Annotated in this window: 21 protein-coding genes; 9 read left to right on the top strand and 12 right to left on the bottom strand. The window is 67.6% G+C overall.

Annotated features, from left to right (window positions below):
• Positions 1–210 precede the first annotated feature (210 nt).
• Positions 211–1,293 carry a serpin family protein gene (locus tag G6N28_RS06515; protein ID WP_163898342.1) on the top strand — a complete coding sequence of 361 codons (1,083 nt, stop codon included), beginning with the start codon at positions 211–213 and terminating at the stop codon, positions 1,291–1,293.
• Positions 1,294–1,376: 83 nt separating this feature from the next.
• Positions 1,377–2,075, top strand: coding sequence for a mycothiol-dependent nitroreductase Rv2466c family protein (locus tag G6N28_RS06510; RefSeq protein ID WP_163898339.1), 699 nt, complete (start codon positions 1,377–1,379; stop codon positions 2,073–2,075).
• 38 nt (positions 2,076–2,113) lie between these two features.
• On the opposite strand, the gene G6N28_RS06505 is transcribed toward G6N28_RS06510, so the two are convergent.
• Together G6N28_RS06505 and G6N28_RS06500 are read right to left on the bottom strand one after the other, a co-directional pair.
• Entirely contained in the window at positions 2,114–3,085 is a 972-nt protein-coding gene (locus G6N28_RS06505) for a hypothetical protein (protein WP_163898336.1), read from the bottom strand.
• Between the two features lie 49 nt (positions 3,086–3,134).
• The gene (locus tag G6N28_RS06500; RefSeq protein WP_163898334.1) at positions 3,135–3,476 is read right to left on the bottom strand and encodes a DUF732 domain-containing protein; all 342 of its coding nucleotides are present in this window, start codon (positions 3,474–3,476) and stop codon (positions 3,135–3,137) included.
• A gap of 227 nt (positions 3,477–3,703) precedes the next feature.
• On the opposite strand from G6N28_RS06500, the gene G6N28_RS06495 reads away from it, so the two are divergent.
• A complete protein-coding gene (locus tag G6N28_RS06495) occupies positions 3,704–4,849 on the top strand; it encodes a serine hydrolase domain-containing protein (protein WP_163898331.1) in 1,146 nt (381 codons plus the stop codon).
• 8 nt (positions 4,850–4,857) lie between these two features.
• On the opposite strand, the gene G6N28_RS06490 is transcribed toward G6N28_RS06495, so the two are convergent.
• Positions 4,858–5,859, bottom strand: a complete 1,002-nt coding sequence (locus G6N28_RS06490; protein ID WP_264072477.1) for a plasmid pRiA4b ORF-3 family protein — start codon at positions 5,857–5,859, stop codon at positions 4,858–4,860.
• Positions 5,781–6,221, bottom strand: a complete 441-nt coding sequence (locus G6N28_RS27250) for an IS1096 element passenger TnpR family protein (RefSeq protein WP_264072478.1) — start codon at positions 6,219–6,221, stop codon at positions 5,781–5,783. The genes G6N28_RS06490 and G6N28_RS27250 overlap by 79 nt, the downstream gene beginning before the upstream one ends.
• Before the next feature lie 46 nt (positions 6,222–6,267).
• On the opposite strand from G6N28_RS27250, the gene G6N28_RS06485 reads away from it, so the two are divergent.
• From G6N28_RS06485 to G6N28_RS06465, 5 genes are all read left to right on the top strand, one after another.
• Positions 6,268–7,926, top strand: a complete 1,659-nt coding sequence (locus G6N28_RS06485) for an NERD domain-containing protein (protein WP_163898328.1) — start codon at positions 6,268–6,270, stop codon at positions 7,924–7,926.
• Positions 7,927–7,941: 15 nt separating this feature from the next.
• Positions 7,942–8,973, top strand: a complete 1,032-nt coding sequence (locus G6N28_RS26995; RefSeq protein WP_235674483.1) for a hypothetical protein — start codon at positions 7,942–7,944, stop codon at positions 8,971–8,973.
• A 101-nt stretch (positions 8,974–9,074) separates the two neighbouring features.
• Positions 9,075–9,623 (top strand): class I SAM-dependent methyltransferase, encoded by a 549-nt coding sequence (locus G6N28_RS06475; RefSeq protein WP_163898325.1) that lies wholly within the window; start codon positions 9,075–9,077, stop codon positions 9,621–9,623.
• 227 nt (positions 9,624–9,850) lie between these two features.
• Entirely contained in the window at positions 9,851–10,021 is a 171-nt protein-coding gene (locus G6N28_RS06470; protein WP_163898322.1) for a hypothetical protein, read from the top strand.
• 98 nt (positions 10,022–10,119) lie between these two features.
• Complete coding sequence (locus tag G6N28_RS06465) at positions 10,120–11,772, top strand: SWIM zinc finger family protein (RefSeq protein WP_163898319.1); 1,653 nt, start codon at positions 10,120–10,122, stop codon at positions 11,770–11,772.
• 94 nt (positions 11,773–11,866) lie between these two features.
• Here the strand turns inward: G6N28_RS06465 and G6N28_RS06460 are convergent, their stop codons facing one another.
• The 7 genes from G6N28_RS06460 to G6N28_RS26990 all read right to left on the bottom strand — a co-directional run bounded on the left by G6N28_RS06460 (position 11,867) and on the right by G6N28_RS26990 (position 19,636).
• Positions 11,867–12,904 carry a DUF2293 domain-containing protein gene (locus G6N28_RS06460; protein ID WP_128108326.1) on the bottom strand — a complete coding sequence of 346 codons (1,038 nt, stop codon included), beginning with the start codon at positions 12,902–12,904 and terminating at the stop codon, positions 11,867–11,869.
• Between the two features lie 12 nt (positions 12,905–12,916).
• Entirely contained in the window at positions 12,917–13,252 is a 336-nt protein-coding gene (locus G6N28_RS06455; protein ID WP_163898316.1) for a hypothetical protein, read from the bottom strand.
• 44 nt (positions 13,253–13,296) lie between these two features.
• On the bottom strand, positions 13,297–14,589 hold the full coding sequence (locus G6N28_RS06450; RefSeq protein WP_163898313.1) for an alpha/beta hydrolase: 1,293 nt from the start codon (positions 14,587–14,589) through the stop codon (positions 13,297–13,299).
• A 24-nt stretch (positions 14,590–14,613) separates the two neighbouring features.
• Positions 14,614–16,968 (bottom strand): DEAD/DEAH box helicase, encoded by a 2,355-nt coding sequence (locus tag G6N28_RS06445; protein WP_163898310.1) that lies wholly within the window; start codon positions 16,966–16,968, stop codon positions 14,614–14,616.
• 123 nt (positions 16,969–17,091) lie between these two features.
• The gene (locus G6N28_RS06440) at positions 17,092–18,675 is read right to left on the bottom strand and encodes a peptide chain release factor 3 (protein WP_163898307.1); all 1,584 of its coding nucleotides are present in this window, start codon (positions 18,673–18,675) and stop codon (positions 17,092–17,094) included.
• A gap of 74 nt (positions 18,676–18,749) precedes the next feature.
• Positions 18,750–19,322, bottom strand: coding sequence for a YncE family protein (locus G6N28_RS06435; RefSeq protein WP_235674738.1), 573 nt, complete (start codon positions 19,320–19,322; stop codon positions 18,750–18,752).
• The gene (locus tag G6N28_RS26990; protein WP_235674482.1) at positions 19,268–19,636 is read right to left on the bottom strand and encodes a hypothetical protein; all 369 of its coding nucleotides are present in this window, start codon (positions 19,634–19,636) and stop codon (positions 19,268–19,270) included. The genes G6N28_RS06435 and G6N28_RS26990 overlap by 55 nt, the downstream gene beginning before the upstream one ends.
• Before the next feature lie 15 nt (positions 19,637–19,651).
• On the opposite strand from G6N28_RS26990, the gene G6N28_RS06430 reads away from it, so the two are divergent.
• Positions 19,652–20,218, top strand: a complete 567-nt coding sequence (locus G6N28_RS06430) for a helix-turn-helix transcriptional regulator (protein ID WP_235674481.1) — start codon at positions 19,652–19,654, stop codon at positions 20,216–20,218.
• On the opposite strand, the gene G6N28_RS06425 is transcribed toward G6N28_RS06430, so the two are convergent.
• A complete protein-coding gene (locus G6N28_RS06425) occupies positions 20,215–21,231 on the bottom strand; it encodes a TIGR03617 family F420-dependent LLM class oxidoreductase (protein WP_163898301.1) in 1,017 nt (338 codons plus the stop codon). The two genes, G6N28_RS06430 and G6N28_RS06425, sit on opposite strands and share 4 nt — an antisense overlap.
• Positions 21,232–21,260: the final 29 nt, after the last annotated feature.

Here is a 21,260-nt window from a genome sequence, read left to right as displayed (position 1 = left end):
GGTCGATGCGGATCGACCGCACTGCACTACAAGGCTTACGGCATGCCTTCTCCAGAGCTCTTGGAGGAGGTAGAACGTCGGCGGGACTTCATGCTGGCCGGGTGCTCGATGATGGAGCGCGACTGGACCACCGAGTGTCTAAGCTGTGGACAGCGCAAATTTCTTGGTTCGTCCGACGATGCCGCGTGGACGACAGCCAGCCGTCCGGACATGGCCGGTCTCATCGCCGCGTATGCCGCGGCGACGCGGCAGTCGCTGGGTACGGCGCAGACGCCGGCGATCTCGTATCTGGGGTTGTGGCTGTTGCTCGCGCGATTGGCGCCTGTCGCTACCGGCGCACACCGCGAGCGCCTGGCGGATGTGCTCGGCGTGTCCTGCGAGGACGCTTCCTCGCTGGCCGCCGACCTGCTCGACGCACCGCATCGGACCGTCGCCGCGGCGCTCGGTGCGTGGTCGCGGGTTCCGCCGACCGCCACGATTCCTGTCGCGCTCGATGAGCTGCCCGATCAGGCCGGGCTGGACCGCTGGGCATCTGAGCACACCCGTGGCCTCATCGAACGCTTCCCGCTACAGGTGAACCCGTTGACCATGCTTGTCCTGGCTACCGCGCTGGTCCTGCAGCCGCGTTGGACCAAGAAAATGCGCACCGACGAAAACGGTCGGCTCGTCCTCGACGGGGGGCTGCAGACCATCGTGGACACGAATGCCGCGGGGCTCGTCGCCGTCGCCAAGCCGTTCAGCGAAGACGCGGTCGACGTCGTCAGTGTCGTTGCCGCCCCGGACCTCTCGCCGATCGATGTGTGGCGCGCTACCGACGAGGTCGTCGCCCAGCTCAACGAGGGTGCCCTATGGCACGGTGAAACGCCCGGCGATGAGCTCGTTGACGGCCACGCGTGGACGGTCCGCGAGACGATCGAGGCGGTCGACCTGCTGGACGCGCCCGGCGACGACTGCCTTTGGCGCAGTCACCTACCTCGCTGGAAGGCCTCCGTGGACACCGCGCTTACCGCCGCTCCCGGAGTGGCCGAGCTCGTCGCCTCATTGGGGCAGGCTGTCCCCGGGCTCGACGGGCCGATCGAGTGCGTGCAAGCGGCCACGGCCGCCTACGACGAACACGGATTCGAGGCCGCCGCCGTCACAGCCATAGGAATGACGGCAGGCGCCCCACACTTCGTCGAACGCACCGTCCGCCGCGTCGACGTCACCTTCGATCGCCCACACGCGGTCGTCGCGGTCGCCCGCGGCGGTGCCTGGGAGGGCATGCCACTGTTCCACTGCTGGGTCACACCATGAGGAACCGCGGGTCATGGCCAACCCGCCACGAGCAGCCGGCAAGATGACGACCCACCCGCGCCGGCCAGTCTAAGGTTCCCGATGTGACCGATCGCCCTGCCGCCGTTGACTTTCACTTCGACATCATGTGCCCGTTCGCGTATCAGACGTCGCGCTGGATCCGCGAGGTGCGCGATCACACCGGCCTCGAGGTGAACTGGCGCTTCTTCAGCCTCGAGGAGATCAACCGCGAAGACGGCAAGAAGCACCCCTGGGAACGGGAGTGGTCCTACGGATGGTCGATGATGCGCATCGGCGCGCTGCTGCGCCGGCAGTCGATGGCCGACGTCGACGCGTGGTACGAACGCGCGGCCCGCGCCCTGCACGTCGAAGGTCTCAAACCGCACGAAAAGGACGTCGCCCGAGCGCTTCTGGCGGAACTCGGCTTCGATCCCGGCCTGGTGGACCAGGCTATCGCCGACCCGACCACTAATGACGAGGTCTTGGCCGATCACCAGCGCGTCGTCGACGCCGGCGGCTACGGCGTGCCGACGCTGTTCTTCCCCGACGGGCAGTGCCTGTTCGGGCCGGTGCTCATCGACCCGCCCGTCGGCGAGGCGGCGGTGCGGCTGTGGGACGCCGTCGTCGCGTGGACGGAGTTCCCGCACCTCTACGAGCTGCAGCGGCCGAAAACACCCGCCGATCAGCAAGCGATCACCGAAACCTTCCGCCCGTACCTGCAAGCCCGCGACTGGGTCTCGATCAACCGGGGCAAGGTCATCAATTTCGACACGGCAGAGTGACCCCGCGGCGCAGTCCGCGGGTCCGGCCAGTACACGACTCAGTCTTTCGCGGCCGCCTCGATCTGCTTACAGATGCGCTCCATGAGCCGGTCGTCGGCGACCATCTCCAGGACGACTGCGCCGAGATAGACATCGTCGCTGGGCGCGTGACGCAGGACGTCGGGCATGCCGTCGACGATCTCGACGAGTTCGTCGATGCACGCCCGGTACCCGTCGAGCGGGATGCCCATCAGGTGCGTGCAGTCCTTCAGCAGCCCGCTGTACGCCGACGGCACGCTGACATCACGGCAGCGTTCGGCCAGCGCGAGGAACCGCACGTGAAAGTCCATCATCCGATTGGCCACGTGCACGATCCCGTCGGCGTCGGCGAGATCCTCGTCGTCAAAGCCGATCACGTCCTTGAATGCCGGCGAGTGCATGAACGATGCCAACCGCTCGGTGAGCTCGCACAGGTTGTCGACGCAGTCCTCGAAGTACGCCGCGACCTCCCAGCCCCTTCGCAGGTGTCGAATCGGCGCCGCAGAGTAATTCAGCTCGCAATCACGCAGGCGCGGCCGCACCTTCGCGTAGCGTTGCACGAGTACCGACACAAAGGCCGCCCACGTCCATCCCGTCGGCCTCTCGCTCAGCAGGACGTCGAGATCCTCTGCGGTGTAGGCGATCACAGCGTAGGGCTTGTCATCCTCGGGCGTACTGGCCGACGGAACGTCGGGCTGAGGCGTGATCGACTTCATCAACTTCGCCCCTTCGACGCCGTACACACCCCGGGTGTCGCCGCGCAGCGCCCAGCGATGCTGTCGATCGGCGCGATACGCCAGGATCTCGGCGTCCCGCTCGGCGGCCAGCCGCCGTTCCTGCTCGCGGCGGATCAGCGCCCGGATGCCGAAGAACAGCCCGATCGCCGCCCCCACACCGACGATGACCCAGTAGTAGTTGATGACCACCCAGATCAGCACCAGCACACCAAAGAACGCCGCCGCACCGCCGGAATCCGAACCACGCCTTGCCATCACGGCCGCCCCAGCCCGTCGAACCCGGTACACATCGCCACACCCGCCCCTACAGCGGCTGGGTGTAGCCGATGCCGCGCGCCCACTCGACGACCGCCGGCTTGGCGTCCAGGCACATCGTGTCCACCGCCGCCAGCAACACGATCGCCGCCTCGGCCGGGGCGAACCCCGTCCGCTGCAACTTGCCCAGCACCGCGGGCGGCGCCACCCCGAAGCGCAGCTCGTGACACAGCTCCTTGCCGATATCGATCATGTCGATCATCGAGGTGTAGTACACCCCCATGCCGTCGAGCTGCGCGATGAAGTCGTATTCGTCGGCCTGCGCCGGACCCGACAACGCCACTGCTCCGCACACCGCGAGCACGCTCGCGATTCCCCCACGTCCGCGCATCATCCCCCCTTGATTAGCGCTTCCGAGCCGACGGTAACCCCGGCCACCGACAAATCCGCGCGCCGCGGTCCCCGCCCACGCTGACCTGCGCGAACGAGCAGGACCGCCCGCGACTGGGAGTCGATCGACCGCGGTGAGGTCGTCACCTTCGATTCTCCGCAGAGCGGACGCCGCCCGCGGGCACCGTGCGATGATGGCCCGCATATCCCAGAGCAAAGGAGCTTCAGATGGGGTTCGAGCGCATCGACGACCTCCTCAACGGCGTCACCGCCGACGGGACGCTGCACGGCGTCGCCGCCACCGTGGTCGGCCGCGACGGCGTCCTCTACCAGGGTGCAGCCGGAGATGCCAAGCCCGACACCATGTTCCGCAACGCATCGATGACCAAGACCGTCGCCACCACCGCCGCGCTGCAACTCGTCGAGCAGGGGCGCATCGAGCTCGACGCACCCGTCGCCTCGATCGTGCCCGAGTTCGGCGAGCTCCAGGTCCTCGACGGGTTCGAGGGCGGAGAGCCGGTGCTGCGCGAGCCGACAACGCCGGCGACCGTGCGCCAGCTGATGACCCACACCGCCGGCTGCAGCTACCACTTCCTCAACGCAAAGCTCTTCACCTACTGCACCGAACTGGGCTTCCCCAACCCTCTCGAGGGCATCAAGCGCAGCCTCAGCGCACCGCTGGTCCACGACCCCGGCACGCTCTGGGAGTACGGCGTCAACACGGACTGGCTCGGCATGGTCGTCGAGGCCGTCAGCGGCCAGACGCTGGCCGACTACCTTGCCGAGCACATCTACGCCCCGCTCCACATGACCGACTCGACCTTTACCCCCAGCGACGAGCAGCGGACCCGGTTGCTGCCCATTCGCTTCCGGGCGCCGGACGGCCGCCTCGTGGCGACGGAGCTCGACCTGCCCGCCGAGTCGGAATGGGACGCGGCCGGCCACGGGTCCTACGGGACGATCACCGACTACGGGCGGTTCGTGCGGGCCTGGCTCAACGGCGGCGAGCTCGAGGGTGCGCGCATCCTCAAGGAGGAGACGGTCGAGCTCGCGTTGCGGGATCACCTCGACGGGGCGCCGCTGCCGAAGAAGATGGAGCCGACCATTCCTGAACTGGCCAACCCGGTCGAGCTGCTCGACGTTCCGCAGGGTTGGGGTCTCGGGTTTCATCTCTACTTGGCCGATCTGCCCGGTATGCGCAGCGCCGGCTCGGCCGACTGGTCAGGGCTGTTCAACAGCTTCTTCTGGATCGACCGCAAGGCGGGGATCGGCGCGGTGATCGCCACCCAGCTGCTGCCGTTCTTCGACGACAAGATGGTCCAAACGATCCTCGGGTTCGAGGCGGCGGTCTACGCGGAGCTCGGCACGTCGTAGCGGTCGTGTCAGGTCTGGCGCAATGCCGCTCGCGCCAGTGCGGATGCCGCAGGACTGATCCAGCGCCGTTGCGCCCAAACCCTAGGCCGGTCGGAGACATTGATGAGCGCAAGGTACGTGGGCAACCAGTACAGAACGCCGTCCCGAACTACGTCACCGTCCGCATGTCGCCAATAGAGTTCCGTCAGCGCAGCGGCGATCTCGTCCAACGGCACGTCGCCGTCGGCGCTGCTGCCCGCATACGCAAGCAATAGCAAGCTCGCCTGGCCTTCAAACGTGCTCTCGTCGCCCGGCCCCAACCGGCGAGCCAAGTGCTCCCACAGCACCGCTGGGTCGCGCCGAGCGGCAGCCCCGGCCTTCGTCAACAGCAGTACGCCGTTGTGTTTGCGCAGCAATCCCAGTGACTGCAGCGACTGCCGGAAGTGCAGCAGCGGAGGACAATGCACCTCCCGATCACTGCTTCCCGGCCAATCACCCATCGCCGGAACAACTTCCGTCGCCGCCGCCACGTCGGCGGGCTTCAGGTGGCCGGCCGAAGTCAACGGGATGCCGCCGTCGCTGGCCCGGTCGAGAAACCACCGATACGCGCGCAGCGACGCCGTCATGTCAGCATCGTCCACCGTCGTCGGTTCCGAGACCAGCCGTGCCACCCGGCCCGCCAGGCCCGCACCGAGCGGGGTCGGCTCCAGCCGATGCACCAGTTCGGCCAGACGGGCATCAATGCCCGCCTCGCGCATGACGAAGAAGGGACCGCGCAGCGCCGCGGTGATCTCGCCGGGCTCAAACCGGGCGGGATCGTCGAGCACCTGCGCGAGCTCCTCGGCGTCGGTCAACCCGCCACAGTCCTCCGGCGGTGCCGCACGCTCGCCATCCACCAGGACCGCAACGGGGGCATCGTCGCGTGCGGGTGTCACCTGCTCGAGCTGCAGTGTCAGCTCCCAGTTGTCGCCGTAGTCGTAGAGATAGTGCAAACGATCCCCGGGATCCTGCAGCGTTTCGTCGAGCCGCACCTGCGAGGCTCGCGGACCGTCGTCGTCGGATTCCGGGTTGTCGGCGTCGTACGGGCACAAGAACACCTGGCTGTCGGGCTCAAACGGGCCGCCGCCCAGCGAGATCGGTGCAGGTGGTAATCGAGCCAGCTGAAGGCGGCCTGAAGAACCTGATGCGGCACGTCCAACGTCACGTCGGAACGCAGATCGAGTCGACGCCAGATCGGCGGGCGGGCCTGGTCGAGGTCGACGCGGACGCGATAGACCGCGAGTTCGTCCCGAGGGGGCCGACGCAGTTCCGGGCGTGGGGAGGCGTCTGTACCGAACACGTGGCCACGGTAACCGACGTGCGGCCGCCCTCGCGGCGGACCGCGATCCCGCATATTTGTCGGCCGACCGTTCTACCCTGCAAGACCGTGGGGGAACACGATGACGATCACGCCTGATGAGACGCCGCGCTTGGCCAACGCCGCCGAGCGCCGGGTCTACCAGTGCCTGCGCGACCAGCTGCAGCCCAACGACGCGGTGATCGCCGGCCAGCGCGTCACCGACCACCTCAAGGACCACGAGGTCGACTTCGTCGTCGCCATCGAGGGCGCGGGCATCGTCTGCCTGGAGGTCAAGGGCAACGACGTCTGGCACGACGGCGAGTCCTGGCGGCAACGCCGTCGCGGGCACGAGCACAAGATCCACCCGGTGCGCCAGGCCCGGGAGGCCTGCTACGCGCTGCGCGAGTTCATCGAGAAAGACGACCGCTGGACCCAGGGGCGCCTGCGCTGGGACCACGTCGTCGTGTTCCCCAACGCGGAGATCGCCGCGGACTTCGCGCTGCCGGAGTGCCCGCGCTGGAAGGTCATCGACCGCAACGATCTGCCGACGCTGGTCGACAAACTCAAGTATGTGCTCATCCGTCAGGAACTCGACCGCCCGCTGCTGAGCGCTGAGGGGATCACGCAACTCTCGACAGCACTGAGCGGCAGGGGATTACCGCAACGCAGCATCGTCGCGCGCGCATTGGCCAACGAGGACTCCGCCGACGCGCTGACCGAACACCAGGCCGTCATCCTCGACGCCATCCAGCTGCTCAACCGGGTGGAGATCCGCGGGGGAGCGGGCAGCGGCAAGACGTTCCTGGCGATGGAGCAGGCCCGCCGGCTCTCGGCGAAGGGGCAGCGCGTCGCGCTGGTCTGTTACTCGCACGGGCTGGCGTCGTATCTGGAGCGTATCTGCGCCACCTGGCCGCGACGCCAACAACCCGCCTACGTCGGGGAGTTCCACGATCTGGGCAAGCTGTGGGGCGCCCCGGAAGGACCCGATGAGTCGCTGCGCACCGAGGAGACCGTCCAGTTCTGGGAACACGACCTGCCGCTGCAAATGACCAAGTTGGCAACGCAACTGGAGCCGGGTCATCGGTTCGACTCGATCATCGTCGACGAGGCCCAGGATTTCGCCGACGCCTGGTGGGATCCCTTGTTGGCGGCGCTCAACGACGACGAGACGGGCGGCATCTACGTGTTCACCGACGAGGGCCAGCGGGTGTTCAACCGGTTCGGCGCGCCGCCGGTGCCGTTGGTGCCGCTGCTGCTCGACCACAACCTGCGCAACACCCGCCAGATCGCCAATGCGTTTCAGCCCCTTGTCGATCACCCGATGCGCTACCTCGGCGGAGAAGGGCCCGCGGTGCAGTTCATTTCGTGTACGCGCGAGGACGCGATGGACGTCGGCGACGACCAGGTCGAGCGGCTTCTGGAGGAGGGCTGGCGCCCCGAGGATGTGGCGCTGTTGACCACCGGCAGCCGGCATCCCGAGCAGATCGAACGCCAAAAAGCCGGGCACCGGGCGTATTGGGACAGTTTCTGGGATACCGACCAGGTCTTTTACGGGCACGTGCTGGGGTTCAAAGGCCTTGAGCGACGTGCGGTGGTGCTCGTCGTCAACGAGGAGGCCGCGTTCGACCGCTCCCGCGAGCGGCTCTACGTCGGATTGTCCCGTGCCCGCGACCAACTCGTGGTGTGCGGCGATGCCGGCTTCATCCGGGAAGTGGGCGGACCTGACCTCGCGCGGCGGCTGAACCTGCCGTCAGGTTAACCGTCGAATTAAGAAATGCCATTGACCATCAGCACATTCTGGCGATTGGATCCAGCGGACTACGGGCGTCCGGGCGCCGTTCTTGAGAATGCGGCACTCGAGCTACCCGAAGGCCGCATTTCCCGGGATCTGGCAACTCATCACGGCATCGCTCTGGCGTCTTGGGACTCGGTCGACCTCGTCGGTCGCGTTCATGCACTGGGCGTCGTCACACATGTCGACAAACCACGGCGGTTAGCGACGGTTGACTGGCGAAGAGCCGAGTTCACACTCGTACCCAGCCCGCAAGGCCGTCAGCAATGGATCCACCGGCCCTGCTTCAAGTTCGACGACAGAGTCGCCGAGGGCTATAACCTCGCACGGCACTTCTCGGATAGGTTTTCTGCCGGCGCCACAGCGTTGCAACGCCCCGATTCCGCGTGGAGCCCACCTCCGCGGGTGTCGGAGCATCGGCCAGAATTAGAAACGCGGACGCACAGTGAGTCTCGGCGGAACCGGGTGGCACCGACCGGCGAAATCATTGCGTCGCGAACGCGGGGCATTTTCATGGGTAACCGTGCTGACGGTTCTCGGTGGTTGATCTGCGAACTCGACTTCCCACGGAATCTGAAAGAGCCACGGAAGTACGAAAAGCTGTTCTTCTTCGACGAAGCTGTCGCGCTCGCGGCTGGGCATCGCCCTTGCTTTACGTGCCGCCGCGACCGTTACCGGGATTACTTCGCAGCCGTGCAGTCAGCACTTGAAAGGCCGATCGAAGGAGCAAACGAACTAGACGGGTTGCTGCGCGCCGCTCGACAGAAGCCGCCTGTGACGGCACTACTCGAAACGCTGCCCGATGGAACGTTCATCCGACTCGCCCCAGACGACATTCGTCTCATCTGGAAAGGCCAGCTCCACCGATGGACGACAACCGGCTACACAGAATCTATTGCATTGATCGACTTCGATGTCGACGAGGCTGAGGTTCTAACCCCGGCGCCGTCCCTGGGAGCACTGCGGCACGGTTATCCCGTCGTCGCGCACCCGTCAATCGCGGAAGGCAACTAAACGCCGAGCGGTCTTGCGAACGCGACTCTGCCCGCTGGAGATTTTCCTTTGCCGTCGGAGCCGATCAGTGATCGCCAGAGTCGTTGCGTACTCTGACCTCGATGAGCGAGCTGGACCGCGATCGCTGGGAGGAGCGCTACCGAAGTCGCGCCGTACCACAGGCGGACGAGGTGCGTCTGCCTGCCGTGTTCGCGCCGTTCGAGGACCTGTTCCCGACGAAGGGGCGAGCACTCGAATTGGCATGCGGGCAAGGGCGGGCCAGCGTGTGGCTCGCCTTACGCGGCATGGACGTCTGGGGAATCGACATTTCGCCGACAGCCATCAACCAGGCGCGAGATCTGGCTGCGCGCAGCGGTGTCGGCGATCGGTGCCGATTCGACGTCGTCGACCTCGATAGCGGTCTGCCCGCGGGCCCGCCCGTCGTCGTCGTCCTCTGTCACCGGTTCCGGGACCGGCGGCTGGACCAACGGATCATCGAACGGCTCGCACCCGGTGGGCTGCTGGCGATCTCGACGCGAAGCGTCGTCGGCGCCGGACCGGGTCGATTCCGGACGGCGCCAGGGGAGTTGACGACCGCGTTCGCCCAGTTGGAGGTCATCGCCTCGGGTGAGGGCGACGGCGAGGCATGGCTGCTGGCCAGAAAGCCCTGATTACCTGCGGATTTAGGCTCTCCGCACTTCATCGTCGCCGTAGTTGTCGGTGGCCGTGTCTATGGTCGAGGTGTTCGCGCGGATCAAGGGGGGATGATGCGCAAACGTGGATTCGTCGTGGCTGTGCCGGCGGGGGGCGCCTGTACCGCTTTTCAAGCTGGCCGTCGCTCGCGATATGGTCTGAGCGATATTTACAAATATTGCTTAGATAAATTCGGGTGCCTGAAATGACCGACAGCGGCCTCACGACGGCGTTTCTAGATCTGCCTGTCACGGTGAGGGTCTGGCAGCTGCTGATCATGTTCGTCATAGCTGCGGTCGTCGGCTATGCCGTCCGCTACGCGCAGGACAAAGAGGACGAACGCGGTCACGATGACGACGAGCCGACCTGGCACTAGCCCCTGATCGAGCGCACGTTGTCATGACCTAGAGACTGCAGTGGTCTGGTTGAGGCATCCGGGGGCGAGTTCCCCGACCAATGGGGCACCATGGTGCCATGACGCTCTCCGAGACGATGCTGCGCAACATCGCCGGGGATGTCGTTTACGCCCGGGGCGAAGACTACGTCCGTTACGTGCGCGGATTGCGCGTCACCAACGTCAAGGCCTACGCGTCGATCCAGGCCAAGAACGTCTACACCGTGGAGTTGGACTGGTCGGGTCCGCGACCCGTCGGGACCTGCACCTGCCCTCACCACGCCGACGGCAACTTCTGCAAGCACCTGGTCGCGACCGGCCTCGCTGTGATCGACTCCGGGCGGGTCGCCGTCGACGACGATCCCACCCTGGGGCTGGAGGCGGTTGTGGAGGCCATGAGCGTCGACCAACTGCGCCAAATGGTCATGACGCTCGCACAACGCGATGACGGATTGCGGCGCATGCTGGAGCTTCGCGCCAAGACCGCCTCCGGCGACGACGCGCAGGCCAAGGCGGAGCTTGAGGCCTATGTGCGAAACACGTTGAGGTTCCGCGGCTTTATCGACTACCGGCGCTCCTTCGAGGTCGCGGCCGTGGCCAGCGAAATGCTCGACGAACTCGAAGACCACCTCGACGTTGGTGCTGCCGAGATCGTGCGCCCGGCGTTGCTGCGCGCGCTGACCCGGCTACGCAAGATCATGGAGCAGGCCGACGACTCCTCAGGCTCGATCGGTGATCAATGCCAGCGGGCCGTCGGCCTCTACGCGCGGGCCTGCCGGCTGGGCTACCCGGATCCGGTCAAGCTCGCCACATGGCTAGTCAACTTCCGGGCCGACTCGCCGGGGTGGCCGAACGTGACCTTGGCCGACTTCGTCGATGCGTTCGACGAGCGGGCCCTCGCGACGTATCGGCGCGCCGTGACAGCGCTGGACCGCGAGCTCGCCGGTCTTGATCAATGGAAGCGGCACGAGGTCGACGCAATGCTGTTGGAGCTCGCCGATCACGACGGCGACGTCGACCGGGCCATCGAGTTACTCAGCCAAGGGCAACACCCTGAGTACGGCACGATCGTCGACCGGTTGCGCGCGGGCGGACGCGCCGCGGAGGCGCTGACATGGATCGACCGCGCGGTTGCCGACGGATGCGTCACCAGCTACGCCGGAGGGACCGCGTACCGACTGAGTCCTGACGACGTCGCCCGGACTTACCGCGAGCTCGGCCGCATCGACGACGCAGTCGCCGTCCTGCGTGCAGATTTCGTTCGACAACCGTCTGTCCAGACTTACAGTGTTCTCCGGGATTTCGCCGCTGGCGTCGACCGCACCGAGACCGAACGCGACTGGGCCTTTGAGCACGCACGCGAACTCGCCTCAGACCATTTCGCCGCCGGCGCGGTCCTGGTGCAACTCTGCCTGAGCGAGGGGGATATCGACGCCGCGTGGCGAGCCGCGGACCGTTACGGCGCCGGCCGGGCGTGGCGGGAACTAGCGGACCGGGGCGCCGAGGCCCGGCCCGTCGCGGCGGCAGACCTGTACCGACCGCAGCTCGAGAGCGATCTGCGCTACCCCGACTCCACGTGCTATCCGGGCATCGCCGAGACGTTGGCAAAAATGGCGCGACTCTACGAGAAGGGCGGTCGCAGCGCAGATTTCGCGTCGTTCATCGCGCAGATCCGCAAAGACTACGGCAGGCGGCCGGCACTGATGAAGGCGCTGGACGCCGAAGGGCTCTGAAACCCCTGAGCGAGCGCATGCGCCGCGAAATCTGCACCAGGGTCGTGACGCGGCTCGGACCACAGCCCTGGCGCAGAACTCGACGACCGCGAGCTCAGCCAGGCCCGTCGAGCGTCACCACGCCGCGGCGCCACGCGTCGAGCACGTCCTCCACGCGCGTATACACCTGCGCGCGAGCCGAATCGCGGTCGTAACCGGACATCAGCAGGTCGTCGTAGTCGGTGTCGAGATGGCGCACCGACGCCGCGACAGCCAGGCGCACCGCCTCGCGGTCCAACGAGCGTCCCGCCGCGCTTCGCCCGGCCCGCCCACTGCCCCGCGCCGCGGCATGCAGCGCGATGGCCTCGGCGCGCTCGGCCGGACACCCCGGAAACTGTCGGCGGATCGCCGCGGCGAACTCACCGCGAAACTCCTCGTCCTCCACAGCCCGCCGGCTGCGATCCCGCTCCCTGCGCCGGGCGCGCGCGTCCGCGTCGGACAGGCATTCCTGCGCCGCCTGCTCGATCGCGGCCGGTTCCACCAGAACCCCTTGCCGCTCGTAGCGTTTGCGTCGTCGACTCCACCGCACGACCACCGCCGACAACCGGCTGGCCTTTCGTGCGCGCCGCGTCAACGCCGCGTCGCCGGACGGCAGAAACTCAAGATGATCCAGGTCCGCGCAGTCCAGGCACAACGTGCCCTTCGGGTCCTTGACGAGTAGGTCGCCGGGCTCGTCGCACGCGTCGCACACAAACGAGTCGTGCGGTGAAATCACCACGATGTCCTGCGGCCGTTGGCGCGGGCGCTCGGAGACGGGGTCCGGTCCGCCGGGCAACCCCCACTGAGTGCGGTAAGCGCGCTCGGTGTCGGGATCGCCGCCCTCACTGAATTGCCGGTCCCGGTAATCCATTTCGTACGGGTGCAGCTCGCGGTCGCGGGCCCACTGCTGCACCGCTATCAGCGCCGCGCCGAGCTTGTCGGCGTCGACCCCCGCGCACCGGGCGAGCACAGGGACGCGACCCATTTCCCAGCGCTCGACGTTGACCTGCGCCAGCCAGCCCAGGCCGACGAGGACGTCGACGGGGCTAACGAAGCCGTGCTCGGCCATGGTCGCCTCGGCGATGCGCGCCACCCGGGTGTGAAGCGTCGCCATGATGCCGTCCGACTACCGCGCCGACCCGGCGCTGATGCGCTGAAGAAGGTCCACGATCTGCTGTTGCCCAGCGGCCATGACGTCGAACTTGCCGCGTATCTCCATGAAGCCGTTGTCGACGTGGGTGCGGAGGTCGACGAAGTCCTGGCGCATTGCGTTGAAGCTTGCCGCGGTGGCTCTGCGGAAGTCGCGGATTTCCTCCCGGAACTCGGTGACGTCGCGGTCGGCGGCCCCGGCCAGCACCCGCGCGGCCGCCGCGTCGTGCTCGGTGGCGCGCACCCGCCCGGTCAGGCCCTGCACCTGCTCCTCGAGCGCGCTGACGCGTGATTCGAGGTCTCCGGAGTCCACGCGTCGAGCCTAGCGGCGATTTCCGGGCATCGACTGCACCGATTTCACCTGGCGCTGACGTCCTCGGGCCGTGCCGCCGCCTGCCAGTCCGCGTAGATCTCAGCCAGGAACTGCTCGACGGCCACCGCGGCGTGCGCGGCACGCGCCGAGCCGAACATGTCGAACGCGTGCTGGGCGAACGGTAATTCGGCATAGACCACCGGCTGGGTGCTAACGTCGCGCAGCTTGGCCACGAACGCGCGCGCCTGCTCGACGGGCACCAGCGAGTCGTTGGTCCCGTGCAACACGAAGAACGGCGGCGCGTCCGCGCTCACGTGGTTGACCGGCGACGCCTCGGCGTACGCCTCGAAGTTCGTCGTGTGGGGCTGTTTCATGACCATCTTCTCGAGCAGCTCCGGCATCGAGGGATGCATCGCATCGTCGAAGCGGGTGAAGTCGTAGACCCCGTAGAACGGGACGGCGGCCTGCACCCGGGTGTCGGCGTCTTCGAAGCTCGGCTGGAACCGCGGGTCGCCGGGCGTCAGCGCGGCCAGCGACGACAGGTGCCCGCCGGCCGAGCCGCCGGTGATCGCGATGAACTCGGGGTCGCCGCCGTACTCGGCGATGTGGGCCTTGACCCACGCGAGCGCGCGCTTGACGTCGACGATGTGGTCGGGCCACGTGTTGCGCGGGCTGTGCCGGTAGTTGACCGCCACGCAGATCCAGCCGAGCTCGGCCAGGTGGCTCATCAGCGGATGCGCTTGTCCGCGTTTGTTACCCGTCACCCAGCCGCCGCCGGGGACCTGGAAGAGCACCGGCGCCTTCCCGTTGCGGTCAAGGTCCGGACGCCGCCAGATGTCGAGATGATTGGCGCTGCCGTAGGGGCCGTAGCTGATGTCGCCGTCGTGGGCGTAGTCGCGGTAGATCCGCAGCATCCGCAGCGCGCCCGGGCTCTTGGCGGTGCCCGCGCCGGCGGGTCGACGCCACAGGCCCGTCGAGTCCGTGCGGCGATCGGCGCCCAGACCGCGGTCCAACGCTTCCTTCAGCGGGGTACCGGCCCGGTGCCCCGCGCGGTTGAAGTTCAGCAGGCCCACCGCTGAGATCGCGGCGACCACCCAGGCGATGATGCGCACCGGCCGGGTCAGCCGGCGCCCGGTCAACGCCAGCCCGGCGAGCTGGCTTGCCAGCGTCTGTTGGGGGAGTTCGCTGACCACCAGGCCGTACCCGAACGAGACCATCGACGGGTAGCCCTTACGCGCCAGCGGCCGGTAACCGTTGAGGGTGGAGGCCGCGGTCATTGCCGCGACAGCCAGCGCCGCCACCTGCCGGGCGATGTGAAGAACTCGATATTTGCGCATGCGGTCACCATACGAGGCAAGGAGTCACCGGCCCGCCAGCCATGCGAAGAACTCCTCGGCGGTGAACACCGCCTTGCCGTACTCCTGGGCCTTGCGCGCCTTACCGGACTGCGTCCCGGCCTCGGCGGTGATCAACACCTCGCACCGTGTCTTCGTCACCGTCCGTACCGGCGCCAGGCCCGCCGACGCCGCCAACCGCTCCATCTCGTCGCGCTCCACCACCCGCCCGGCCGCGTCCAAAGCCGTTCCGGTAAAGCAGATCCGGGCGCCCGGGACCAACGTCGCGTCGATATCGTGCCGCGAAGCCGTCGCCGCCCCGCTCACCACGTCGACGCCCAGCAGCGCCGACGCCTCATGCAGGCGCGCCACCACCTCATCCGGCAACGGCGCGCGTGCGGCCGCGGCCCGCAGCTGGTCGGCCACCGACTGGCGGGCCGCCGCGTCCCACGTCGTCGCATCCCCGGTGTCGACCTCGGCGGCCGACAGCCTGCCCAACACCACCGCCCCGACCCCGCGGCTGACCCGAAGCAACGCCGACAACCCGGGCAGATGATCGGCCGACGGCGTCGGGGTCGCGTGGTCGCGGCTGACCAGCAGCCCCGACACCAGTTCGGCCTCCTCGGGTTCCTCGAACGCCGACGAGCCGCCCTGGGCTTCGGTCGATGCGTGCGCGTTCAGCGCCGACTGCGCCCGCTCCAACGCCGTGCGCCCCGTCACCGGCACCCGCCCGAGCTCGACCCCGAACGGCATCACCGCCACCTGTCCCAGCCGCTTGAGCTCGAAGTCGATCAACCCCAGCGTCTCGTCCACCCCGGCGCCGACCGGCGTGCACCCCGCCAGCATCGGTGCGATCAGCGCCCACGCCTCCCGAAGCGTCGGCGCCAGCAGCACATCGGACACGCTGATACCGAACGCATTTCGCGCATCAGCGAGATCACGCTGCGGATTGATCAGCGTCGACAACCCGGTGCCGTCGTCGAACGCCACCGCCAACTCCACCGGCCTCGGCCGCGACATCCGGCCCTCGTCGCCGACCGTCAGCATGCCGATCGCGCAGTAGCGCCGCGCCGCGGCCCGATCGCCCGAGTCGCGCAGAAACCGCGCGATGCGCCGGTCCGTCTTCAGATCCTTCGGCAGCACAGGACGTTTCAGCACCAAACCGGCCAACGACGTGCACCGGCTCAACGCCACGTAGAGCTGACCGGTCGAGAACATCCCGCCGGTGAGGTCGACGACCAGGCGGTCCAGCGTCTGCCCCTGGCTCTTGTGGATCGTGATCGCCCAGGCGAGCTTGAACGGCAGCTGCGTGAAGGTGCCGATCACTTCGCGACGCAGCGAACCGCCCTCGATCACCGGGCGCGTCGCCTCCCACGTGAAAGGCGTGACGTCAGCGCATGATCCGTCGGCGAACTCCACCTCGACGACGGCGCCGTAGCGGTCGTAGTCCACGCCGACCACGCGCCCGATCGAGCCGTTGACCCACCGGTCGCCCTGGTCGTTGTTGAGCATCATCACCTGCGCGCCGACCTTGAACCGCAGCTCGTCCTCGATCGGCTTGTCGAACAGCGACAAATCCCCGGATTCCCGTGCCCGGTGTATCAGTTCGTCGCCCGGCAGCCGTTCGAGGTGCTGACGGTTGCGTGCAGTGACCAGCCGATTGGTCGGCGCCAACGTCAACCAGAACTCCCCGTCCGGCGGCACGAACTCGGCGTCGGCGCGGGCGTTGAGTTGTTCCTGGGCGTGCCCGAGCAGCACGCCTTCGCGAATCTCGTTGAGTATCGCCGTCATCCGGTCATCACCAAGCTGCCGGAACACCGTTGTCAGCGACACGGTGGGGAAGTCCTCCCGCGTGAACCGGTGGGCCGAGAAGAAGTACGGCGTCTCGTAAGCGGTGGAGAAGTAAGCCTCTTCACCGTCGCTGACCACCGGTGGCAGCTGGTACAGATCGCCGACCAGCACGATCTGGACCCCGCCGAACGGCGTCCCGGGCGCGGGACCGAACCGCTCCAACGCGCCGGCGACCATGTCGAACATGTCGGCGCGCACCATCGACGCCTCGTCGATGATCAACGTCTGCAGCGACGCCAGCGTCTTGGTGAACCGGCTTGGCCGGTAGTCACCGCTGCTGACGTCGGCCAACGATGTGGTGGTGCGGAACCCGAACAGCCGGTGGATGGTGTAACCGTCGACGTTGAGCGCGGCGATACCGGTCGGCGCGACCACCACCACGTTGCGGTCGGTATTGGCCATGAAGTGGCGGATCAGGGTCGACTTGCCGGTGCCGGCCTTGCCCGTGAGGAACATGTGCCTGCCGTCGGCCAGCAGCGCCAGTGCGTGCCGGAACTCCTCGGTGAGGATGATCTCGCGGTCCAGTGCCATCGGCTCCAAGTAAACCGTGTGCGCTTGCGACGCTATGCACGAGATTGAAACCAGGGCTGTGACGGCGACACAACAGCCCTCAGCGCAATCTCACCCATAGCAACTTCCCGAGCACATCCAGGGCTACATCCCCGCGGCCACCAACGACCCCAGCGCAACGTCGGGGTTGTCGCGCTGAAAGCCCTCCAGCCGCCACGGGGTGGAGAACAGCACGAGCATGACGCCGTCGGTGCGGGTCAACACCTCGGCGGAGACCTGTTTGTCCATGAACTCGGCGTCCTCGGGGGCGACGACCCGCGCGACCTGGTAGGGCAGCGACTCCAGCGAGATGGGGGCGCTGAGCTCGGTGGCCATCCGGTGCGACGCCACCTCGAACTGCATCGGGCCGACGGCCGCCAGCACCGGGGCCTGGTCACCGCGCCGGTCGGAGCGCAGCACCTGCACCACACCCTCCTGCTCGAGCTGTTCGATACCGCGGCCGAACTGCTTGTGCTTGCTCGGATCGGTGCCGCGGGCCACCGCGAAATGCTCGGGGGAGAAGCTCGGGATCGGCGGAAATACCACGGGGACATCGCGATACAGCGTGTCGCCGGGACGCAGCACGGCCGCGTTGGCCAACCCGATCACATCGCCCGGCCACGCGGTGTCCAGCGTCGAACGATGCTGACCGAACACCGATTGCGCGTACTTGGTGACGAACGGCTTACCGGTGGCGGCGTGGGTGAGCACATCACCGCGCTCGAACGTCCCCGAGACCACCCGGGCATACGCGATGCGATCGCGATGCGCGGAGTCCATACCGGCCTGCACCTTGAAAACAAAAGCGCTGAACGCGGATTCGGTGCCGCGCAACACCCCGTCGACGTCGACCGCGCCGGCCGGGGCCGGTGCCAGCTCGATCAGCACATCGAGCAGCTGGTTCACCCCGAAGTTCAGCGCCGCCGAGGTGAACAGCACCGGAGAGGCTGCGCCGCTGAGGAACTGGTCGCGGTCATAGTCGGCGCCGTCGGCCGACAGCAGCTCGGATTCCTCGACGGCGGTGTCCCAGTCGTCACCCGCGGCGGCATGGGCGCCGACGGCGGCGATGTGTTCTTCGGGTGCCGCGGTGGCCCCACCGGCGGTGCGGGTGAACCGGATGAAATGACCATCGCGACGGTCCAGCACCCCTTTGAAGTCGCCGGCGATGCCGACCGGCCAGGTCAGGGGAGTGGGGCGCAGCCCGATCCGGTCGGCGATCTCGTCCATCAACTCCAGCGCGTGGCGGCCGGGCCGGTCCCACTTGTTGATCACCGTGATGATCGGGATGCCCTGATGCTTGCACACCTGGAAGAGCTTCAGCGTCTGCGGCTCAAGCCCTTTGGCCGCATCGACCAGCATCACCGCGCAGTCGACGGCCGTCAGCACCCGGTAGGTGTCCTCGGAGAAGTCGGCGTGGCCGGGGGTGTCGAGCAGGTTGATGACGCAGTCGCGGTACGGGAACTGCAGCGCCGTCGACGTGATCGAGATGCCCCTGGCCTTCTCCATCTCCATCCAGTCCGACACCGTGGCGCGTCGGCCCGCCTTGCGGTGCACCGCGCCTGCCTCGGTGATGACCCGGGCGTGCAGGGCTAACGCCTCGGTCAGCGTCGATTTGCCGGCGTCGGGATGGCTGATGACGGCGAAGGTTCTGCGCCGGGCGGCTTCGGCGGCGAGGGCGTTGTCGGTCATATCGGCAGCGATGATATTTCGCCGCGGGGCCGATTCCGTAATCGCGACCGACAAGCGGCCCCGACACCGGGCCGTCAGACGATGGACACGAGGTGGGCGGTGATCAGGGCGTCGTTGACCAGATCGACCGCGTAGGAGCCGCCGGGGCCGGCCGCGATGTCCAGGAGGATGAACCCCGCGGGATATGTCGTGATGACCGTTTGCGTGGCGGTGTCGATCACCGTCACCGCCCCGGGGTTGGCGACGTAGAGCAGGCTGCCGTCGGGACTGATGGCCACCGCGGACGTATGGGCACCCACCGCGATCGGGTAAAGCTCCTCGTTGGTCGCGGTTGAGTACACGACCACTTGCTCGTTCGCCGGATCAGTCACGTACAGCAGCTCGCCATCCAGGCTCAAGGCGAGGTCGTATGCGGTGTACGCCGCGAGTGGGGTTTCCACGCCGGTGGCGATGTCGACCGCCGACAGGAAGTGATCGGCACTGGTCGAGACCAGATACAGGGTGGTGTTGTCCGCGCTGACAGCCATCGCGACGGGGTCGCCGGCGATATCGATGTCTTTGATGAACCCGCCGTTGGCGCTCCCCAGCACTGTCACCTTCTTGGTCGGGCCGCCGACGTAGATCTGCCCACCGTCGGGCGCGACCACGACCGGCAAGGCGCTGACCACCTCACCCACCGGAGCGCTGATGAACACCACGCTGTGTCGGACGTGTCGAGCCCGGTGACGGCTTCGGTTGCCAGGTCGATGACGAACAGGGCGGTGTCAGCGGTGACGTACGCGGTGCTGCCGTCGGGGCTGACCGAGACATAGCCGAGGGTCTCGCCGAGCGCGATCGAACTGGTGGTGATGACCGCCGCTGCGATCGGCACGGTGATCGTCGTCTCGGCGGTGGCTTCGCCGTCGCTGGCGACGACGGTGAAGGCGTCGGAGCCGTCGGTACCGACGACCCCGGCCGTCAACCGGGGGTCGAAGCGTTGATCAACGTCGATCAGCTCGCCGAAGCCGAGACGCTGATCGACCGGCTCGAGCGCCGGGGTCGTCTGCTCGAACGGCCTCGGCTGCTGGCCGTCGGCGGACGGTGCCGCAGCATGCCGTTGGCGGCGCGCGGGGAGGTCGGGGCGGCCGCGAAAGCCGCGCGGCAGGCACTCGTGCACCACGAACGGTTGCCGATGCCGCTGGAACGGGCTCGCACACAACTGGTTTGCGGCCAGCTCAATCGGCGGCAACGCCGCCGCAACGATGCGAGCGCCGATATCAATGCCGCGCTGGCGGTGTTCGACGATCTCGGATGCGCGCCGTGGGGCGCTCGCGCACGCGCCGAGCTGGATCGCATGACCGTCCGCCGAGGCGACGGCGCGCAGCTCACCAGGTCCGAGCGGCGGGTCGCGGAGCTGGTGGCCTCGGGCATGACCAACCGGGAAGTGGGCGCCGAGCTGTTCATCAGCCCGAAAACGGTGGAGGCCAACCTGTCCCGGATCTACCGCAAGCTCGGTATCCGATCGCGCACGGCACTGGCCGGCCTGATCGACCCGTTGGACTAGGAACCCGCGATGCGCTGCGCGACGGCGCCGTAGCGTTCGATGCGCTCCGGATCGGCCAGCGAGTTGTACAGCACGATGCGCGTCGCCAGGCCGCCGTACTTCTCAATGAGGGTGTCGGCCAATCCATCCCACGTCGACTCCGTCGCGAACTTCGCGATGTGTTCGTCGGTGATCTGCTCGGCCATGCCCTTGTAGTCGCCGGCCTTCTGCTTCTCGCGGATCCGCGCCGTCGTCCCCTCGAAGCCGGCCTCGTCCCAGATGAACGCGTAGTTGGGGGTGCTGCCGTAGAAGCTCATGCTCGCGCGCACCAGCTCACGCTCGCGGGCGCGTTCCTCGTCGGTGTCACCCACGATCGTCAGCACCGGCACGATCACCGCCACGTCGTCGGGGGAGCGGCCCGACTTCTCCGCCCCGATCGCGATGTTCGGCACGACATGGCGCCAGATGTAGCCGGGCTCGCCCAGTGGATGCACATGCACACCGTCGGCCACTTCGCCGGCCATCCGCAGCATCCATGGATTCACCGCCGCCACATCCACTTTCGGGTCGGGTGCGTCGATGGGTCCCGGGCTCCACTGCGGGGTGATGAAGTCCAGCTCGTAGAACTCGCCGTGGTGATCGAGCGTGCCGGTGCGAAACGCCGTGAAGCATGCCTTGACCGCCAGCACGTAGTCGCGCAGCCGCGGGCCCGGCCGCTCGAACTCCACGCCGTAGCGGCGCACCACATGCGTGCGCACCTGCGTGCCCAGGCCCAGCCGGAAGTTGCCGCCGGCGGACTCCTGCAGCTCCCACGCCGTCGCCGCCGTGACGAACGGGCTGCGGGGAAACGCCACCGCCACCCCCGTCGACAACGCCAGACCCGGCGCCGCCTGCGAGGCCACCGCGACGTTCAGATACGCCGTGCGGCCGGTTTCGGTGAACAACAACCCCGAGAAGCCCGCCTCCTGGGTGCGCCTGGCGACCTCGCCGATCTGCGCCAACGGCTGCGGGGTGGTCATCGCGTCGACAAACATGGGACGGACGCTACGCCGTTGCGGCTAGA

The organism is Mycolicibacterium pulveris (assembly GCF_010725725.1).
In the GTDB taxonomy this organism is placed as follows: Bacteria; Actinomycetota; Actinomycetes; order Mycobacteriales; family Mycobacteriaceae; genus Mycobacterium; species Mycobacterium pulveris.
The sequence above is the reverse complement of the archived record's forward strand: the minus strand, read 5'-3'. Positions and strand labels throughout refer to the sequence as shown.

Excerpts from the sequence above, each read along its gene's own strand:
- G6N28_RS06515 (WP_163898342.1), top strand. The coding sequence starts at position 211 with ATGGCCGGTCTCATCGCCGCGTATGCCGCGGCGACGCGGCAGTCGCTG.
- G6N28_RS06505 (WP_163898336.1), bottom strand. The coding sequence starts at position 3,085 with ATGGCAAGGCGTGGTTCGGATTCCGGCGGTGCGGCGGCGTTCTTTGGT.
- G6N28_RS06500 (WP_163898334.1), bottom strand. The coding sequence starts at position 3,476 with ATGCGCGGACGTGGGGGAATCGCGAGCGTGCTCGCGGTGTGCGGAGCA.
- G6N28_RS06495 (WP_163898331.1), top strand. The coding sequence starts at position 3,704 with ATGGGGTTCGAGCGCATCGACGACCTCCTCAACGGCGTCACCGCCGAC.
- G6N28_RS27250 (WP_264072478.1), bottom strand. The coding sequence starts at position 6,221 with ATGCGGGATCGCGGTCCGCCGCGAGGGCGGCCGCACGTCGGTTACCGT.
- G6N28_RS06485 (WP_163898328.1), top strand. The coding sequence starts at position 6,268 with ATGACGATCACGCCTGATGAGACGCCGCGCTTGGCCAACGCCGCCGAG.
- G6N28_RS26995 (WP_235674483.1), top strand. The coding sequence starts at position 7,942 with ATGCCATTGACCATCAGCACATTCTGGCGATTGGATCCAGCGGACTAC.
- G6N28_RS06475 (WP_163898325.1), top strand. The coding sequence starts at position 9,075 with ATGAGCGAGCTGGACCGCGATCGCTGGGAGGAGCGCTACCGAAGTCGC.
- G6N28_RS06470 (WP_163898322.1), top strand. The coding sequence starts at position 9,851 with ATGACCGACAGCGGCCTCACGACGGCGTTTCTAGATCTGCCTGTCACG.
- G6N28_RS06465 (WP_163898319.1), top strand. The coding sequence starts at position 10,120 with ATGACGCTCTCCGAGACGATGCTGCGCAACATCGCCGGGGATGTCGTT.
- G6N28_RS06460 (WP_128108326.1), bottom strand. The coding sequence starts at position 12,904 with ATGGCGACGCTTCACACCCGGGTGGCGCGCATCGCCGAGGCGACCATG.
- G6N28_RS06450 (WP_163898313.1), bottom strand. The coding sequence starts at position 14,589 with ATGCGCAAATATCGAGTTCTTCACATCGCCCGGCAGGTGGCGGCGCTG.
- G6N28_RS06445 (WP_163898310.1), bottom strand. The coding sequence starts at position 16,968 with ATGGCACTGGACCGCGAGATCATCCTCACCGAGGAGTTCCGGCACGCA.
- G6N28_RS06440 (WP_163898307.1), bottom strand. The coding sequence starts at position 18,675 with ATGACCGACAACGCCCTCGCCGCCGAAGCCGCCCGGCGCAGAACCTTC.
- G6N28_RS06425 (WP_163898301.1), bottom strand. The coding sequence starts at position 21,231 with ATGTTTGTCGACGCGATGACCACCCCGCAGCCGTTGGCGCAGATCGGC.